This is a genomic window from Nocardia sp. NBC_00881 (assembly GCF_045207455.1).
Lineage (GTDB): Bacteria > Actinomycetota > Actinomycetes > Mycobacteriales > Mycobacteriaceae > Nocardia.
The window spans coordinates 2,386,585-2,405,672 of record NZ_CP108798.1 but is presented as its reverse complement, the minus strand read 5'-3'; the positions used below and the strand labels follow the sequence as shown (position 1 = coordinate 2,405,672).

Sequence of the window (19,088 nt, the reverse complement as noted above, 5' to 3'; positions counted from 1 at the left end):
ACGGAGTGATTGATGAGTTCATTGGCCACTGATCGCGTCGACCAATGTTCATCTGGCGAATTCTCGGCACAACCATTTGCTCTGTCACCCGCACAGACGGCCCTCTGGTACGCGCAGCGCATCCGCCCCGACGTACCGCTGACCATCGCCCAGTACGTCGAGATCCACGGTGATCTCGACGTCGGGCGTCTGCTGTACGCGATCGAGCGGTTCGGCGCCGAGACCCAGGTGGGCCAGGTTCGGTTGGTAGAGATCGACGGCATTCCGTATCAGCTGGTCGATCCGGTCCACCGGCCGGGATGGGGCCGCATCGACCTCCGCTCCGAGGCCGACCCGCACGCGGCGGCGCTGCGCTGGATGAACGAGCACGCGAGTTCGCCGATCGATCTGGACCGCGACCCGCTCACCACGAACATAGTGCTGCGGATCGGCGATGCCGACTACATCTGGTATGCCCGCGGCCACCACATCGTCATCGACGGCTACGGCGCGATGAACGCGCTGACCCGAACGGCCGAGATCTACAGCGCGCTGGAGAACCAGACCGAGCCGGTCGCCTCGCGCGCGACTCCGCTGGCGGAGATCTACGCCGATGAGGTGCGCTACCGCGACTCCAGCCGGTTCAGCAGTGATCGCGAGTATTGGCTCGCGCAGCTGGAAGGTGTCGGCGAGCCGATGAGCCTGGGCGGCGTCACGGTCACCGCGGCCACCCACGACGCGGGCCGCAGGCTGGCGACCGCCGTGCTCGACGACACGTGCCAGGCCGCGGTGGACGGGGCGACCAGCGCATACGGTACGTCCGATTCGGCGCTGTTCGTCGCGGCGCTGGGCGCCTACGTCCGGTCGGTGACGGGAAACCCGGACGTGGTCCTGAGCCTGCCGGTCTCGGCGCGCACCACGGTGTCGCTGCGCCGCTCGGCGGGTGTGGTGTCCAACGTTGTGCCGATTCGGCTGAAATTCGACGACGAGACCACGGTCGGCGACTTGGTGAAGGCGGTAGAGCTGCAGATCACCGGCGCACTGCGGCATCAGCGCTACCGGCACGACGACATCCGCCGCGACTGCGGCTACTCCCGGGACGCACGCGGATTCTTCGGGCCGATGGTCAACATCATGCTGTTCCACGACGAGTTGCGGTTCGGCAGTCTGGTCGGCTCGCTCAACGTGCTGTCCACCGGCCCGGTCGAGGATCTGTCGATCAACCTCTACAACGGGGCGGGCGGTCGCATCCACGTCGACTTCGAGGCCAACCCGCAGCTGTACGGCGAGAACGAGGTCAGCGTGCACCACGCGCGTTACCTCGACTTCCTGGGCCGCTTCTTGGGCGTGGATCCGGAAACGCCCGCGGAGTCGATGGTCGCGATCACCGACGCCGAGCGCGAACGCGTGATTCGCGAGTGGAACGCCACCGCGGCACCGAAGCAGGAAGGCACGCTCGCGAGCCTGTTCGCCGAGCGCGCCGCCGCCGATCCTGACGCGGTCGCGCTCGAGTTCGGCGACGAGGTACTCACCTATGCCGAGTTCGACGAGCGCGCCAACCGCCTGGCTCGACTGCTCATCGCACGCGGCGCCGGGCCGGAGACGACGGTGGGCCTGTGCCTGCGCCGCAGCCTCGACCTCGTCGTCGGCATGTACGCGATCGTCAAGGCGGGTGCGGCCTACCTGCCGCTCGACCCCGATCACCCCGCCGATCGGATCGGGCGGATCATGCGCCACGCCGAGCCGCTGTGTGTGCTCACCGCGGACCGGGACGAGCTCGAGCTGCCCACGGTCGCCACTCAGCTGACCATCGACACGCTGGACCTGTCCCGATTCGACGGCGCGCCGATCACCGACGCCGACCGTATCAGCGTGCTGCGTCCCGACCACCTCGCATACGTCATCTTCACCTCCGGATCGACCGGCAAACCCAAGGGCGTCGGCGTGGCGCACGCCGCGATCGTCAACCGCTTGCGCTGGATGCAGCACGAGTATCCGATCGACCGGACCGATGCGGTGCTGCAGAAGACGCCGGCGACCTTCGACGTCTCGGTGTGGGAGTTCTTCTGGCCGCTGCAGCTCGGCGCGCGGTTGGTGATCGCCGCGCCGGACGGGCACCGCGATCCGGCGTATCTCGCCCGGATAATTGCCGAAAAGTACATCACCACAGCTCATTTCGTGCCGTCCATGCTCTCGGTGTTCGTCACCGACACCGATGTCCGCGACTGCACCGGCCTGCGCCGGGTGTTCTGCAGCGGCGAGGCGCTGCCTGCCGCGACCGTCCGGGACTTCCATGCGGTGCTCGGCGGAACGGAGCTGCACAACCTGTACGGCCCGACCGAGGCCGCTGTCGACGTCACCTACTGGCCGTGCCCGGACGACCTGAGCAGTGTCCCGATCGGCTCGCCGGTGTGGAACACCCAGACTTACGTGCTGGATTCGCGGCTGCGGCCGGTTCCCCCTGGCGCTGTCGGCGAGCTGTGTCTCGCGGGCGTCCAGCTGGCCCGCGGCTATGTGGGCCAGCCGCGGCTGACCGCGGACCGGTTCGTGGCAAACCCGTTCACGCCGGGCACGCGGATGTACCGCACCGGCGACCTGGCGCGCTGGCAGCTCGGCCGCTCCGGCGCCGAGCCTGGCGTGCTGGAGTATTTGGGCCGCAGCGACTTCCAGGTCAAGATCCGCGGTCTGCGCATCGAGCTCGGTGAAGTCGAGGCCGCGCTTCTCGATGACGAGCGGGTCGCGCGCGCGGTCTGCGTCGCACACACCGGGCGCACCGGCGACGAGCTGATCGCCTACGTGGTCGCGGCGAAGCACGGCGCGGGCGAGACGTGCCTGGACACGGCCGCGCTGCTGACCGCCCTGCGCCGCAAGCTGCCCGGGTACATGATCCCGTCCGCGCTGATTGAGCTCGACGAGCTACCACTGAGCGCCAACGGCAAGATCGATCGCAAGGCGCTGCCGTCGCCGGTGGGCGGCTCGCGTCCGCTCCGGCCGATCGTCGAGCCGCGCACCGAGGTGGAGCGGGTCCTCGTGGGAATCTTCGCGGAGGTCCTCGACGCCGACGAAGTCGGCGTCGAGGACAGCTTCTTCGACTTCGGCGGCAACTCGCTGGTCGCCGCACGCGCGGTGGCCAGGATCAACACCGCTCTGGGTACCGGGCTGACCATCCGCGACCTGTTCGAGGCCTCGACGATCGCGGCCCTCACCCACCGCTTCGCCATGCAGACCCCCGACGCGTCCTCGCCGCGGTTGGTGCCCGCCGGGCGGCCGGAACGAATTCCGCTGTCGCAGGCCCAGCAGCGGCTGTGGATCCTCAATCGGTTCGCCGAGCACGACGCCGCGTACAACATGCCGCTGGCCGTTCGGGTCGACGGTCCGCTGGACGTGTCGGCACTGCGCGCGGGCCTGTTCGACGTGATCGAACGGCACGAGAGCCTGCGCACCACCTTCCCGGAGTCGCCGGAGGGGCCTTACCAACTGATCCACCCGGCCGATGAGATTCCGCTGACCCTCGACCCCATCGACGTCACCGGTGCCGACGTGGCCGCGCTGGCAACCGACTACGCCGGACACGGTTTCGACCTACGCGGCCAGGCCCCGATCCGGGTCGCGCTGTACCGAACCGGGCCGGAAGAGCACGTGTTCCTCGTCGTGCTACATCACATCTGCAGTGACGGTTGGTCCATCGCGCCGCTGGCCAGGGACCTGATGACGGCGGTGGCCGCCCGCGCGAACGGCACGGCGCCGCGGTGGACGCCGCTGCCGGTGCAGTATGCCGACTTCGCGCTCTGGCAGCGCGAGCTGCTCGGTGAGGAGTCCGATCCGGCAAGCGCGCTCAGCCGGCAGCTGGCCTACTGGCGTTCGGCACTGTCCGGCCTGCCCGACCAGCTCGACCTTCCGCTCGACCGCCCGCGTCCGCTGCGCAGGTCCACCGTAGGAGGTCGGGTCGATTTCACCATCGCCCCTGAGATCCGCCGTGCCGCAAGTGAACTCGCGGCCACACGCGGCGTGAGCATGTTCATGGTGCTGCACGCGGCGCTGGCCACCTTGCTGTCTCGACTGTGCGCAGGCACCGACATCGCGATCGGCACCCCGATCGCGGGCCGCTCCGACCCGGCGTTGGACGACCTGGTCGGCATGTTCGTCAACACGCTCGTGTTGCGCACCGAGGTCGACCCGGCCGCCGGCTTCGACCGCATGCTCGACATGGTTCGCGAGACCGATCTCAATGCGTTCGCCAATGCCGACGTGCCGTTCGAGCGCCTGGTCGAGGCGGTCAACCCGGAGCGCACCGCGGCCCGCCACCCGTTGTTCCAGGTGATGCTGTCCTACGATCGTGCGCCGGACCTGCGCATCGACCTGCCCGGTGTGCGCGCCGAGGTGCTGCCGATCTCCTCGGACATCGCCAAGTTCGACCTGCAGCTGGTCGTGCACGATGATGCCACCGACGGCCCGTTGTCAGCTGAATTCGGCTATGCCACAGATATTTTCGATCAGCGCACGGTGGAGTCTTTCGCGCGCAGGTTCGTCGCGGTGCTGAACGGCGGCGTGGCCGCACCGGGTATGCCGGTCGGTGACCTTGCCATCCTGGACCGCAGGGAAACCGCGAACCTGGTGCCGATCGCCGGCGGGCCCGCCGAGGCGCCGATCACCTTGGCCAAGCTGCTCACCGACACGGCCGTCCGGCTGCCGGACGCGGTGGCGGTGCGCTACCGCGGCACCGACACCACCTATCGTGAGCTCGACGAGCGGTCGAACAAGCTGGCGCGTGCCCTCATCGAGCACGGTGCCGGCCCCGAAATGGTGGTCGCGATCGCATTGCCGCGCGGACTCGACGCCATCACCGCCGTGTGGGCGGTAGCGAAAACCGGTGCGGCCTATGTGCCCATCGATCCGAGCTACCCCGGTGCGCGGATCGAACATATGATCGATGATTCTGGCGCAATGCTCGGCCTGACCGACCCCGACTGCCTGGCCGCCATGCCCGCCTGGCCGGCGCCGCAAGGGAAGCACCGCAAGACCTGCGTCGACTGGCTGGTGCTCGGCTCAGACGAACTGGCCGACGAACTCACGAACTACTCGACGGGTGCGATCACCGACACCGAGCGGCACCACCCGATGCGGGTGAGTCACCCGGCCTACTACATCTACACCTCGGGCTCGACCGGTACGCCGAAAGCCGTCGTCGTCACACACGCGGGCATTGCCTCGCTGGCCAGCGAGCAGACCCACCTGTTCGGCGTCTCCGATTCGGCACGGACGCTGCACTTCTCCTCACCCAGCTTCGACGCGTCGGTGCTGGAGATGCTGCTCGGCTTCGCGGCGGGCGCCACGATGGTGATCGCACCGGCGGGGATGTACGGCGGCACCGAGCTGGCCACTTTCCTGCGTGAGGAGCGGGTGACCCATGCCTTCGTCACGCCCGCCGCCCTGGCCACTGTGCCGAACGCGGGACTCGACGACCTCCAGTCGGTCATCGTCGGTGGTGACGCCTGCTCCGAGAAGCTGGTCGAGACCTGGACCGACGGGCACCGTATGCACAACATGTACGGACCGTCCGAGGCCACCGTCGCGGCGACCGCGACCGGCCCGATGGCACCGGGCCGTCCGGTGCCGCTCGGCATGCCGGTGCGCGGCATGCGGCTGTTCGTGCTGGACAACCGTCTGCATCCGGTGCCGCCTGGTACGCCGGGCGAGCTGTACCTGTCAGGTTCCGGCTTGGCCCGCGGCTACCACGGCCGTTTCGGCCTGACCGCGCAACGGTTCCTGGCCAACCCGCATGGCAGGCGCGGCGAGCGCATGTACCGCACCGGCGACCTGGTGGTCGTCGAGCCGACGGGGCAGTTGCGTTTCCTCGGCCGCGCTGACGACCAGATCAAGATCCGTGGGTTCCGTATCGAGCTGCGTGAGGTCGACCACGTGCTGCGCGGGCACCCCGGCGTCGCGTTCGCGATGACCGTGGTGCACACCGACGAGCACGGCCAGCGGCGGCTCGCGTCATACGTCACGGCCGACCGGACGGTGGAGTCCACGGCGATAGTAGAGACCGCGCGTCGTCGGCTGCCCGGCTACATGGTGCCGGCGTCGGTCACTGTGCTGGACGAGGTCCCGATTACGCCTTCGGGCAAGCTGGATCGAAAGGCATTGCCGGAGCCGGTGTTCGCCGTTGTCGGGAAGTCTCGCGCGCCGAGGACCGAGGCGGAGTTGCGCGTCGCCGGCGTGTTCGGCGGCGTCCTCGGCCGTCCGGTCACCGGTGCGAAGGACAGCTTCTTCGACCTGGGCGGCAACTCGTTGCTGGCCACCCGGCTCGCCGCCGCGCTGTACGCGGAATTCGGCGTCGAGCTGCCAGTGCGATCGATCTTCGAGACGCCGACCATCGCCGGGGTCGCCGAGCAGCTGGTGCAGGCGCCCAGGACGCAGCGGCCGGCGCTGGCTGTGCAGACGCCACGTCCGGGACGCATTCCATTGTCTCTGCCACAACAGCGACTGTGGTTTCTCAATCGATATGCGCCCGAATCCAGTGCGTACAACATCGCTTTCGTGATCCGTATCGCCGGCGACTTGGACGTGCCCGCGCTGCGGGCCGCGCTTGCCGACCTGGTTGAGCGGCACGAAGTTCTGCGCACCGTGTTCCCGGAGGACGTCGATGGCGCACAGCAGGTGGTGCTGCCGGTGAAGCGGGCGATGCCGGACGTCGCTCCGGCCGACATCGACGACTCCGAGGCGAAGGCCGCTCTGCAGACGTTGGCGCACACCGGCTTCGACCTCACGAGGCAGACGCCGCTGCGCATGTCGTTGCTACGCACCTCGTCCGAGCGCTACCTGCTCGGCATCGTGGTGCACCACATCGCCGCGGACGGGTGGTCGCTCGGGCCGCTGACCCGGGACCTGGCTGCCGCATATGTGGCACGGCACGAGGGGAATCCACCGTCGTGGACGCCACTTCCGGTACAGTACGCGGACTTCGGACTGTGGCAGCGCTCCTGTCTGGGCGACGAGAGCGATCCGGACAGCGTCGCGGGCACCCAGCTGGAGTTCTGGCGGACCGCGCTGGCGGAGCTGCCCGAGGAACTGCCGCTGCCCTACGACCGGCCGCGGCCCTCCGATCCGACACAGCAGGCCGGAACTGTGCGCTTCATGGTGCCCGAACCGGTTCAGCGCGCCCTCGCCGTGTTGGCGAGGGAACAGGGCGTCAGCATGTTCATGGTGCTGCGCTCGGCGCTCGCGGTGCTGCTGCGCAGCGTCACCGGCGGTCGTGACATCGTGATCGGTACCCCGGTCGCGGGTCGCACCGACACCAAGCTCGACGAGCTGGTCGGCATGTTCGTGAACACGTTGGTGCTGCGCTCCGACATGGACCCGGACCAGACGTTCGCCGCTCTGCTGCGCGCCGACCGGGACACCGAGCTGGCCGCGATGGCGCACTCCGACGTGCCGTTCGAACGGATCGTGGAGGAGCTCGGCGGCGACGCCCGATCCTCCGGCCGTCACCCGCTGTTCCAGGTGGCGCTGAGTGTGCAGGACGTCCCGGTGCCTACGCTGGAGCTGCCCGGACTCGCGCTGCGCGCCGAGGCTGTGGATATCGCGCTGGCGAAGTTCGACCTGGAGCTGCGCGTCGCGAACACCGGCTTCGACGCGGGAACCGGCGAACCGAGCAACGCCTTCGAATTCGTCTATGCCACAGAGCTTTTCGATGCGATGACGATCGAGACACTGGCCGATCGGTTCCTGCGCGTGCTCGCCGCGGTCACCACCGATCCACGCATATTGGTGCGCGACATCGACGCCCGCACCGAGCACGAGCGTCGCATGTTCACCCCGGCGGTGGGTGGCCAGGCCGGCCCGCCCTCTACGCTGGCTGCCTACTTCACCGCCACCGCGCGTCGGTATCCGCAGCACACCGCCCTGTGCTCGGGCGCGACGTCACTGACCTACGCCGAGGTCGATCGGCGCTCGAACCGGGTGGCGCGTGCGCTGATCGCGCGCGGGCTCGGTCCGGGGAAGCGGGTGGCGCTGGGGCTCACTCGCTCGAACGACTCGGTCGTCACGATGATCGGCGCGGCCAAGTCGGGCGCCGCCTTCGTGCCGGTCGACCCGAAGTACCCGGTCGAGCGCATCCAGCACATGCTCACCGACTCGGGCTGCTCGGTCGGCATCACGGTCGCCGCCCACGCCGAGCGGTTGCGCGCGGCCTCGGCGTCGGGCCGGGACACCGAATGGCTGCTGCTGGACGATCCCGACGTCGTCGCCGAACTGGACGAGCACCAGGACGTGCCGATCGACGACCTCGAGCGGCCGCGCAGCATTCAACCGGCCGACCTGGCCTACCTCATCTACACCTCGGGGTCGACCGGCACGCCGAAGGGGGTCGCGGTGACCCACTGTGGTCTGTCGAACCTCGCCGACGAGATCAGGGACCGACTGGGGGTCGACGAGCATTCCCGGACACTGCACTTCGCCACGCCGAGCTTCGACGCGGCGGTTTTGGATCTGCTGATCGCATTGGGGGCCGGTGCGGCGATGGTGATCTGCCCGCCGGACTGCTATGGCGGCGATGAGCTGGCCGCCTTGATGGAACGCGAGAGGGTCAGCCACGGCTTCATGACCACGGCCGCGTTGGCGACCATCGACCACGAACGCTGGTCGCTGCCGCACGTGCGTGCGCTGATGGTCGGCGGCGAGGCACTGTCCCCAGGTTTGGTGGCGCGCTGGGCGCCGGGCCGGATGATGCTCAACGTCTACGGTCCGACCGAGACCACGGTCGTCGTCACGATGTCGGGGCCGATGCGGGTCGGCGAGCCGATCACCATCGGCAGCCTCGTGCGTGGCACCAGGGCGCTGGTGCTGGACGAGCGGTTGCGCCCGGTCCCGGTCGGCGTGCCCGGCGAGCTGTACCTCGGCGGCCAGGCAGTGGCGCGCGGCTATTTCGACCGGTTCGGCCTCACCGCGGCGCGTTTCGTGGCCGACCCGTACGGCCCGGCAGGTGCCAGGATCTACCGGACCGGCGACGTGGTGCGCTGGAACACGGCGGGCGACATCGTCTACCTCGGCCGCGTGGACAACCAAGTGAAGATGCGCGGCTTCCGCATCGAGCTCGGCGAGATCACCGCCGTGCTCGGCGACCACCCGGACGTGCGGTTCGCGCACACCGAGTTCCGCCACATCGCGGGCGCGGACCGGATCGTCGCCTACATCCAGGCCGCCGACCAGCTGACCGGAGTGGACGTCGAGGCGGTGCGCGCCGCGGTTACCCGCCGCCTGCCCGCGCACATGGTGCCCGCGAGCATCACCGTGCTGGACTCCATCCCGCTCACCCCGGTCGGCAAGCTGGACACGAAGGCGCTGCCGGAACCGCGGTTCACCTCCGATGCCGAAGGTCGCGAGCCGAGTACCGCTTCCGAGCGGCTGGTTGCCGACGTGATAGGCGAGCTGGTCGGTGTGGACCGCCTGCGCGCCGAGGACAGCTTCTTCGACGTCGGTGGAAACTCGCTGCTGGCGACGCAACTCGTCGCCCGGCTCGCCGCGGCGACGAGCGTCCGACTCGAGGTACGCACGGTCTTCGCGGCGCCGACGGTTGCCGCGCTCGCCGAGCTGCTGGACGGGGGCGCCACCGGCGCCGAGGATCGCCCTGCGCTGGTGCGCCGGGCCCGTCCGGAGCGGATACCGCTGTCGGCCGCGCAGCGGCGGTTGTGGTTCCTGAATCGGTTCAACGTCGGCGCGACGGATCAGTCGGCGGGCGCGTACAACATCCCGGTCGTGCTGCGGATCAAGGGCGAGCTCGACGTCGACGCACTGGTCTCCGCGCTGCACATGGTGCAGACCAGGCACGAGACATTGAGAACGGTGTTCCCCGAAGCCGACGGTTCGCCCGCCCAGGTCGTCCTCGGGCCGGCCGAGGCCGCGATCACCCTGTTCGTCGCGACGATGACGCCCGCCCAGGTCGACGACGCGATACGGAGTTTCGCCGCACCGGGATTCGACTTGGCGACAACCGTCCCGATCCGCGCCGGGTTGATCTCGGTATCGCCCGCCCGCGACGGCGGGGTGACAGAGCCGGCCGACGTATCCGACGAGCACATCCTCGTGTTGGTGGTACACCACATCGCGATGGACGGCTGGTCGCTGGAGCCGCTGGCCGCCGACGTGGCTGTCGCCTACCGCGCGGCCCGCGCCGGCACGGCCCCCGGCTGGGCCGAGCCCGAGATCCAGTACGCCGACTACACGCTGTGGCAGCAGGACCTGCTCGGCACCGAGGATGACCCGGACTCGGCGGTGAGCGGTCAACTCGGCTACTGGCGGCGCACCTTGGACGGCATCCCCGAGCTGCTCACCGTGCCCGCCGACCGGCCGCGCCCGCCCACCCCGTCCTACCGGGGCGGCACCGTGGAGTGCACGATCGACGCGGTGACCCACCGGGAACTGGAGACGGTTGCCACCAGCAACAACGTCAGCATGTTCATGGTGCTGCACGCCGCACTCGCGGTGTTGCTGCACCGACTCACCGCGACCGACGACATCGCCGTCGGCACCGCGATCGCGGGCCGCGGCAACCCGGCACTGGACCGGATGGTCGGCATGTTCGTCAACACGCTCGTCCTGCGTACCCGGATCGATCCGGCTGCCCGGTTCGCCGACCTGCTGCATACCGTGCGCGACACCGATCTGGACGCGTTCGCCAACTCGGACGTGCCGTTCGAGCGCCTCGTCGAGGCGTTCAACCCGACCCGGTCCCAGGCGCATCACCCGATGTTCCAGGTGATGCTCTCGGTGCGCAACGAACCGGTCGGCGTGCTCGACCTGCCCGGGTTGCGGATCGAGGCGGCCGACGTGGAGATCGGCATCGCCAAGTTCGATCTCCAGTTCACGCTGACCGAATCGCGGACACCGGAACGGGATCCGGCGGGCATCCGCCTCGCGGTGAACTACGCGGCAGATCTGTTCGACGAGCCGACCGCCGAGCTGCTCGGCAAGCGGCTGTCCAGGCTACTGGCCGCGGTCGCCACGAACCCGACCACCGCGGTCGGCGACCTGGAACTGCTCGATCCCGCCGAATGGTCGGGGCTCGCCCCGGTGCGGGGTGCGGAGCCGGATCGTGCGGTCAGCTTCCCTCAGGTGTTCGAGCGGGCGGTGAACGCCGACCGCACCGCGGTCGCGCTGGTCTCCGACGGTACGCAGGTGACCTACGACGCGTTGGACCGGTGGACCAACCGGCTGGCCAGGGTGCTCATCGGGCGCGGTGTCGGTCCGGAAACGCTGGTGGCGCTGGGTATTCCGCGATCGATCGAGGCGGTGGCGACGGTGCTCGGGGTGGCCAAGGCCGGTGCCGCGTTCGTGCCGGTGGACCCGCTGTACCCCGCGCAGCGCATCGCACACATGCTGTCGGATTCCGGTGCGAGGCTGGGCATCACGCTGGACGAGTACCGACACGAGCTGCCCGAGGGCGCAGAGTGGATCGTCCTGGACGATCCCGCGTTCCGCGGGCTCGTGCTCGACTCGTCGGACGCGCCGATCGCCGAGTCGGAGCGGATCGCGCCGCTGCGCATCCACAACCCGGCGTACGTGATCTACACCTCCGGTTCGACCGGCACGCCGAAGGGCGTAGTGGTCACCCACGGCGGATTGTCCAACTTCGCGGCCGAGACCGCGCACCGGTTCGACATCCGGCCCGGGTGCCGTGTGCTGCACTTCGCGACGCCGAGCTTCGACGGTGCGATGCTGGATCTGCTGCTGGCCCTCGGCGGCGCGGCGACCCTGGTGATCACGCCCGCCGGCGTGGTCGGCGGCGACGAGCTCCGCCGGGTGTTCATGGAGGAGCGGATCACGCACGCGTTCATCACCACCTCGGCCCTCGGCACGGTCGATCCGACCGGGGTCACCGAGTTGCGGCACGTGCTGGTCGGCGGCGAGGCGCTGCCGCCGGACCTGGTGACCAGGTGGGCACCGAACCGCAACCTGTACAACGTGTACGGCCCTACCGAGACCACCATCGTCACGGTGATCTCGCAGCCGATGGCGCCGGGCGGGCCGATCACCATCGGAGGCCCCATCCGCGGTGTCAACGCGACCATCCTGGACGCGCGCCTGCATCCCGCCCCGGTCGGCGTGACCGGCGAGCTCCACTTGGCCGGCGGTGCGCTGGCCCGCGGCTACTTGAACCGGCCGGGGCTGACCGCACAGCGGTTCGTCGCGAATCCGTTCGGGAAGCCGGGGGATCGGATGTACCGTACCGGCGACCTGGTGCGGTGGTGGTCCGGATCGCGGAACAACGGGCAGTCCGAGGGCCGCTGGGCGGATTCGGCACGGGAGATCGAGTATGTCGGCCGCACCGACCATCAGGTCAAGATCCGCGGTTTCCGCATCGAACTCGGCGAGGTCGACGCCGCGCTCGCGCGCCATGGTGGGGTGGCCTTCTCCACCACCATCGGGCACCGTACCCCGGCGGGCACGACGACGCTGGTGTCGTATGTGAAGGCGCGGGCCGATGTCACCCTCACCGTGGCCGAGCTGACCGGTCACCTCACCGGACTGGTGCCGAACTACATGGTCCCCCAGTCGATCATGTTGCTCGACGAGGTGCCGCTGACTCCGGTGGGCAAGCTGGACCGCCAGGCGCTGCCGGAGCCGGTGTTCACCGCCACCGAGGGCTATCGCGCGCCTGCCACCCCGACCGAGGCGGCGCTGTGCGCGGCCTTCGCCGCGGTGCTCGGTGTGGATTCGGTGGGTGCGGACGACGGGTTCTTCGAGCTCGGCGGCAACTCGCTGCTCGCCACGAAAGTCGTGGCGCACGTTCGGGAATCAGGTATCGAACTGCCGGTGCAGCTGATGTTCGGCGAGGCGACCCCTGCGGCCGTCGCGGCGCAGCTGGATGGCGGGGGCGCCTCCTCAGGCGCGGCGATGGCCGCCGCGCTGGAGCCGGTGCTTCCGATTCGGCCGAGCACGGCGGCAAGCCAGGCGCCGTTGTTCTGCATCCACCCGGCGATCGGTCTGGCCTGGTGCTACTCGGGGCTGCTCGCGCACCTCGCGCCGGACCGGCCGTTGTACGGGCTGCAGGCCCCGCACGTCGCGGGCGACGACGACTACGACTCGATCGCCGAGGCCGCGGGCCATTACATGGCCGATATCAAGGCGATCCAGCCGCGGGGGCCGTACCATCTGCTGGGCTGGTCGCTCGGCGGCTTGATCGCGCACGAGGTGGCGGTGCAGCTGCAGGAGGCGGGTGACGAGGTCGCGCTGCTGTCGATGATGGACAGCTACCAGCTCTCCGACGAATGGCTCGAGCATGCGATCCCCAGTGTCGCCGAGATCATCGGCGAGTTCGGCAGCGACGAGCTCGGTGGCGCGGAGATCGATCCTACGATGACTCTGCGCGACGCGGCCGAACTGCTGAGCTCGCGGTCCGGACCGTTCGCGGCGCTCACCGTTGAGCATCTCGAGCGGCTCTACGCCGGGTACGCCAACGGCGCCCTGCTCGCGCACGGCTTCCGGCCGCGCGTCTTCGACGGCGATCTGCTGTTCTTCACCGCAGGCGACGACGAGATCAACCGGGCCGACCCGGACCGGCGCGCAGGCTCCTGGCAACCGTTCGTCACCGGTGACATTCACGATCACGAGTTGCGCTGCAGGCACTCCGCGATGACGACGCCGGATGCGCTGGCGGTCATCGGGCCGGTGCTGCGGGCGTGGCTGGAAGCGAAGGAGACGCACAGGTGAGCTTGGCGGTGGAGTTGAGGGGTCTGGTCAAGAACTACGGTCGGGTACGCGTACTGGACGAGATCGACCTGCAGATCCCCACCGGAACGGTGATGGGTCTGCTCGGCCCCAACGGCGCGGGGAAGACGACGACGGTCCGAATCGTGACGACGCTGTTGAAGCCGTGCGCCGGATCGGTGCGGGTGGCAGGCATCGATGTGCTGCGCGATCCCGCGGCGGCGCGGCGGCGGATCGGCCTGTCCGGCCAGTACGCCGCCGTCGACGCCAACCTGTCCGGATACGAGAACCTGCGTATGGTGGCCCGGTTGTATGGGATGTCGTCCCGGCAGGCAGCGGCCAGAGCGGCCGAACTGCTCGGCGTGCTCGGGCTCGACCATGCCGCCCACCGCAGGGCGGGCACGTATTCCGGCGGTATGGCGCGGCGGCTCGACCTCGCGGGTGCGCTGGTCGCCAGGCCCGCCGTGGTTGTGCTGGACGAGCCGACCACCGGTCTGGACCCGCGCGGCCGGCTCGACATGTGGCGCGTCATCGGTGAGCTGGTCGACGACGGCACCACGGTGCTGCTCACCACCCAGTATCTGGAAGAGGCCGATCTGCTCGCCGACCGGATCACGGTCATCGACCACGGCCGGGTCATCGCCCGCGGCTCGGCCGACGAGCTGAAGACCTCCATCGGTGGTGATCGGCTCACCGTCGTGCTGGCAGCGGGCCAGGACGCCGAGTCCGCGCTCGCGGTGCTGGCGCAGGTCGGTGTCGGCGAGCCTACGCAAGAGGCGGGCGCCGACGAGGTGTCGGTGGTGGTCGGCGACGGCTCACGCACCATGGTCGAGGCGCTGCGCCGGCTCGACGACGCAGGTGTCTGCGTGGTCGACGCTAGCGTGCATCGGCCCAGTCTCGACGACGTATTCCTCTCACTCACCGGCAAACCGGGCAGCGAGCCTGCCGCGGAGCCGGAAACCGACGACGTCCAAGAGGAGATCATGTCGTGAGTACGGCAGTGGTCGGGGAAGAAGCCCCGCGGGTGGGGGCGGGGTCCACAACGGACTCGGCGTTACCGGGCTCGGGTCCGCGACTGCGGATGTTTCGAGACAGCGCGATCGTCGCCCATCGCAACCTGCTGACGATCCTGCGTGTTCCCACCTTGCTGGTGACCGCGACGATCCAGCCGCTGATGTTCGTGTTCCTGTTCGCCTACATCTTCGGCGCCTCGTTGGGCGGCAGCCAGTACCGTGAGTTTCTGCTTGCCGGCATCTTCACACAGACGGTGGCGTTCAACGCGGCGTTCACCACGGTCGGCCTGGCGGGGGATCTGCAGAAGGGCATCATCGATCGGATGCGGGCGCTGCCGATGTCGCGGCTGGCTGTGCTGATGGGTCGCACGCTGTCGGATCTGGTGGTAAACATCCTCAGCCTGGCCGTCATGGTCGGGTGCGGGTACATCGTCGGCTGGCGGATCAACGGCGGTGTCGCCGACGCCGTGCTGGCGTTCGCGGTGATCCTGCTGTTCGCGTTCGCGATGTCGTGGGTCGGCGCGGTCACCGGCCTGCTGTCGCCGACCGTCGAGGTGGCGCAGAGCGCCGGACTGATCTGGCTGTTCCCGCTGACGTTCATCTCGTCGGCCTTCATCTCGGCCGAGACGCTGCCGGGCCCGCTGCGCACGATCGCCGAATGGAATCCGATCACCGCGGTCTCGGCCGCGGGCCGCAAGCTGTTCGACAACGGCGCTCCGCCCACCTTCGTCCCGCCGACCGGCTGGGCGGCCGAGCACTGCATCGAATACGCGGTGGCCTGCTCGGTGGCGATCCTCGCGGTGGCCGTGCCGCTGGCGCTGCTGCGCTACCGCAAGGTCGCCAGTCACTGACCCGGCACAGGACGACGAAAAGCGAACGGCCGACGCATCGAAAGATGCGTCGGCCGTTCGCTGTCGGCTGACCGAGTCAGGCGCGGCGGCGGGTCTTGAGCAGTTCCAGGCGCTCCTTGAGCAGCTCCTCGAGCTCATCCTTGCTGCGGCGCTCCAGCAGCATGTCCCAGTGGGTGCGAGGCGGCTTGACCTTCTTGGCCTCCTGGCTGGTGCCTTCGATCAGGACGCCCTCCTGACCGTTGCGGCACAACCATGTCGGCGGGATCTCGGCCTCGTCGGCGAACGGGACGTCGAATTCTTCACCGTTGTCGGTCCGATATCGGGCGATCCGCCGCGGAGCCAGGTCGTGGTCGCGATCGGTCTCGTAGCTCACCGCTCCGAGCCGACTGCCCCGGAGTACGCGATCTGCCATGGTGTGCCTCTCCCTGTGTACTCGAGTCTTTGTGCGTTGCGACCGTGTCCGGATGCGTACAACGCGCTCGCTGGACCTTATGTCTAACGATCGGGCCTGCGCCGATAGTTCCCGACGCGGCCTCGGTCAACCGTTCCATTGTAGTAGCACCGGCGTGCTGGGCACGCCACGCCCAGCCCCCGGCGGTTCCCCGGGGGTCACTGAGCGGATCACGGGCCGCGAGCCGCTAGTGTTCTGCGTCATGTCGCGCCGCTTGTCCTGCCTGTGGTGTGGGCGGGAGATCGTGGAGTCGGAGGCCGGCCGTCGTCGCCGGTACTGCCGCCAGTCCTGTCGCCAACGTGCCTACGAACACCGCAGCAGCTTGAAGGGAACCGGGATTCCCGATGATTCAGTGGTGCTCAGCGCCCAGGAGGCCGCATGCCTGGCCGATCGCTGGTTCGCCGCCCGCTGCGCGGCCGAGGATGTCGCCACCGCCATCGCGGAGGGCGCGACGCCGGAGGAGCTGGCGATGCTCGGTAAGACGCTGGTCGAACTCACCCGCGACGCGGAGCGCCTGCGCTGAGCGCGCCCGGCGTGGGATGGTGCTCGGCTTCGGCGTCGCGGTGGCGCAGATACACCGCGCCGAGCAACACCGCGACGGTTGCGACGAGTCCACCGAACGCCGCCCACGTGGCGCGGTCGGGATGGACCAGCGGTTGGGCACGCATCGCCTGCCAAAACACGATGGCGAGCAGACCGGTGTAACCCAGGGCCACCACGCCGACAACCGCCGCGCCGGCCCGCTCGGCGCTGAGCCAGCGGTAACGCGGCGCCAACCAGGCAAGCCCGATGGACGCCAGAAGCATCACCTGGATGGCGTGCAGCCCCACGAAGTGCGGAACGCGCAAGTCGCCGCCGACAGTGCTCCAGTGTGTGACCGGCATACCGGCGGCGCCGTCGCGTGGTGCGAGGTCGGAGGAGTCGGGCACGACCGTGTGGCCCGCGGCCAGCTCCACGACCCGGCCGTCGCTGTCCCGGACGAGCTGCTTGCCGGTGAAACCCATCAGGTAGCCCAGCCCCATGCCGCCGACGGCCAGCAACAGCCCGGTGTGGATGGCCCGCGCCGTGGGCCGATCCAGCAGTCGCTGCCAGGACAAGATCAGCACGATGCCCAGGTTGGCTGCGAACAGCCCGGGCACGCCGGAGGCGAACACCACCTGACCGATCGAATTCACTGCGTCGTCCTCGGTATTGAAGTGGCTGAAGGTGCCGCGCGCGGCCTGGAGGACGATGAAGCCGACGTCGACGAACCCGGTGACGGCGAAAACCGTGCCGAGCCACCATGTTGCGCGACTTCCCTTGTGCGGCAACGACAGGAGCCAGGCCAGAGTGAGGCTGTAGAGGAAGAACGCCAGGCCGAACTTCATCGGCTTGAGCCAGACCGATTCGCCGAGCAGCGTGCGGTCGTCGACCATCATCGCCGCGAGCGAGAAGAGCACCAGCGCGGCCATCGCGGTGACGGTCCCCAACAGCGGGCGATGCAGCTGTGCCGCCTTTCCGAGGAGCACGGCGGTCGTGTGCTGCCGTGGCGATGACGGCCGGTTCTGCGGCGTGGCGGCGAAATGTGTTGTGGACATGGACCGAAACTAGGAATCGGCACCCGGAGAAGGCGTCCCTCCGCAGCGCTATTCGAGTCTGGTACTCCGGTATCGGTGCGAGGGCCGGCAGCTACCCGTGTGCCGCACCGTCATCGATCCGAGTGGCGCCCGTGTTCGTACAGCGGCGCCGCCGGCCTTGGCGACCCGGCAGGCCGCGAACGCGCCGTTGCGTTCGCGGCCTGATGATGGCGACGTGTGCGTCGCCGGTCTGTCGAGCACGTTCACGGGCTCCTCATCGCCTCGCGAACGCGCTCGGGTCAAGCCGGGTAGCGCAGGACGTCGACGCCGCGGGCAGCGAGCCAGGGCATCGGGTCGATCGGTTGGCTGCCGGGCAGATGCACCTCGTAGTGCAGATGCGGGCCGGTGGAGTAGCCGCGGTTGCCGACGGTCGCGATGGTGTCGCCCGCCCGTACCTGCTGGCCGACGGAAGCGAGGATGTCGTTGACGTGACCGTAGACGCCCACGGTGCCGTCGTCCTGCTGCACCCGCACCCACAGTCCGAAGCCGGAGGCGGGCCCCGCCTCGATCACGACTCCGTCGGTCACCGAGGCGATGGATGCGCCGAGCGGGTCACCGAAGTCCAGGCCCGCGTGCATCGCGCCCCAGCGCGTGCCGAAGTTCGAGGTGAGATTGCCGCCGACAGGCCGGACGGTCCTCGGGCGGGCGGCTTCCTGTGCGATGCGGTGCTGCTCCCAGAGCGCCGGGTCCGACACGGTCGGCGGCATCTGCGCTTCGCGCTGGGTCAACGCGGTGGGCCGGAACTGGCCCGCGGCGGTGTCGAGCTCGCCCGCGGTGAGCTTGCCTGCGGCGAGGCGCGCGGAAGGGTCGGTGTTCTTGTGCTCTTCGGCCGCGGCGATGATGCCGATCGAGGCGCTGACGACCGCGGACACAGCAACCACGTGGGTGACGGCACAGTGGCGGCGGAGGCGGGGCACGCTGCGCCGGAAAGGTAACGGAACGGTCACGGGCATGAGAATGAAGGTACGGGAGCCCTATGCGCATCCCGCAATCTTGTGGCAACCGTCACGGGTGGCGGAAGCCCCACTCATATGTCGCGCGAAGATAACGACAGGGCTCGACTCGTGCGGTCGCCTGGGAAAACTCCGTACTGGGCCGAGTTGCCCGACGGAACGCTGGGTGATCACACTATATGAGTGGCGACTAATGGAGTTCGCGCCTTTTCGGCGCTGGCGGACCCGACCCGTCGCGCGATCTTCGAAGCGCTGCCGCATGCCCCGCGCTCGGTCGGCGACCTCGCGGAGGTGGTCGGCGTGAGCAGCTCCGCGGTTTCGCAGCATCTGCGTGTGCTGCGCGAAGCCCGGCTGGTCATGATGCGGCCCGACGGCAACCGCAGGCTGTATTCCCTGGATCCGCGCGGCCTCGCTGACGCCCGTGACTATTTCGAACAATTCTGGCCGAGCGCGATCGCCGCGTATTCCGCGGCGCTGCAGACCGCCGACCAAACAGCCTGAACGTCCCGATACCTGGG

Annotated in this window: 8 protein-coding genes; 5 read left to right on the top strand and 3 right to left on the bottom strand. The window is 69.1% G+C overall.

Annotated features, from left to right (window positions below; genetic code table 11):
* Window positions 1-12 precede the first annotated feature (12 nt).
* The 3 genes from OH799_RS09220 (at window position 13) to OH799_RS09210 (ending at window position 15,550) form a co-directional block, all read left to right on the top strand.
* On the top strand, window positions 13-13,689 hold the full coding sequence (locus OH799_RS09220; protein WP_406277908.1) for an amino acid adenylation domain-containing protein: 13,677 nt from the start codon (window positions 13-15) through the stop codon (window positions 13,687-13,689).
* On the top strand, window positions 13,686-14,678 hold the full coding sequence (locus tag OH799_RS09215; protein WP_406277905.1) for an ATP-binding cassette domain-containing protein: 993 nt from the start codon (window positions 13,686-13,688) through the stop codon (window positions 14,676-14,678). Before OH799_RS09220 ends, OH799_RS09215 begins: the two co-directional genes overlap by 4 nt.
* An 89-nt stretch (window positions 14,679-14,767) precedes the next feature.
* Window positions 14,768-15,550 carry an ABC transporter permease gene (locus OH799_RS09210; protein WP_357262458.1) on the top strand — a complete coding sequence of 261 codons (783 nt, stop codon included), beginning with the start codon at window positions 14,768-14,770 and terminating at the stop codon, window positions 15,548-15,550.
* A gap of 76 nt (window positions 15,551-15,626) precedes the next feature.
* Here the strand turns inward: OH799_RS09210 and OH799_RS09205 are convergent, their stop codons facing one another.
* Window positions 15,627-15,962 carry an RNA polymerase-binding protein RbpA gene (locus OH799_RS09205; RefSeq protein WP_357262255.1) on the bottom strand — a complete coding sequence of 112 codons (336 nt, stop codon included), beginning with the start codon at window positions 15,960-15,962 and terminating at the stop codon, window positions 15,627-15,629.
* A gap of 241 nt (window positions 15,963-16,203) precedes the next feature.
* Here OH799_RS09205 and OH799_RS09200 point away from each other — a divergent pair, with 241 nt between their 5' ends.
* A complete protein-coding gene (locus OH799_RS09200; protein ID WP_357262258.1) occupies window positions 16,204-16,524 on the top strand; it encodes a hypothetical protein in 321 nt (106 codons plus the stop codon).
* Here the strand turns inward: OH799_RS09200 and OH799_RS09195 are convergent.
* Complete coding sequence (locus tag OH799_RS09195; RefSeq protein ID WP_406277900.1) at window positions 16,496-17,578, bottom strand: hypothetical protein; 1,083 nt, start codon at window positions 17,576-17,578, stop codon at window positions 16,496-16,498. The genes OH799_RS09200 and OH799_RS09195 overlap by 29 nt on opposite strands.
* A gap of 278 nt (window positions 17,579-17,856) precedes the next feature.
* Window positions 17,857-18,570: a M23 family metallopeptidase gene (locus OH799_RS09190; protein WP_406277897.1), complete on the bottom strand. Its 714-nt coding sequence runs from the start codon at window positions 18,568-18,570 to the stop codon at window positions 17,857-17,859.
* 183 nt (window positions 18,571-18,753) lie between these two features.
* Between OH799_RS09190 and OH799_RS09185 the strand changes: the two genes are divergently transcribed.
* Entirely contained in the window at window positions 18,754-19,071 is a 318-nt protein-coding gene (locus OH799_RS09185; RefSeq protein ID WP_357262264.1) for a metalloregulator ArsR/SmtB family transcription factor, read from the top strand.
* Window positions 19,072-19,088: the final 17 nt, after the last annotated feature.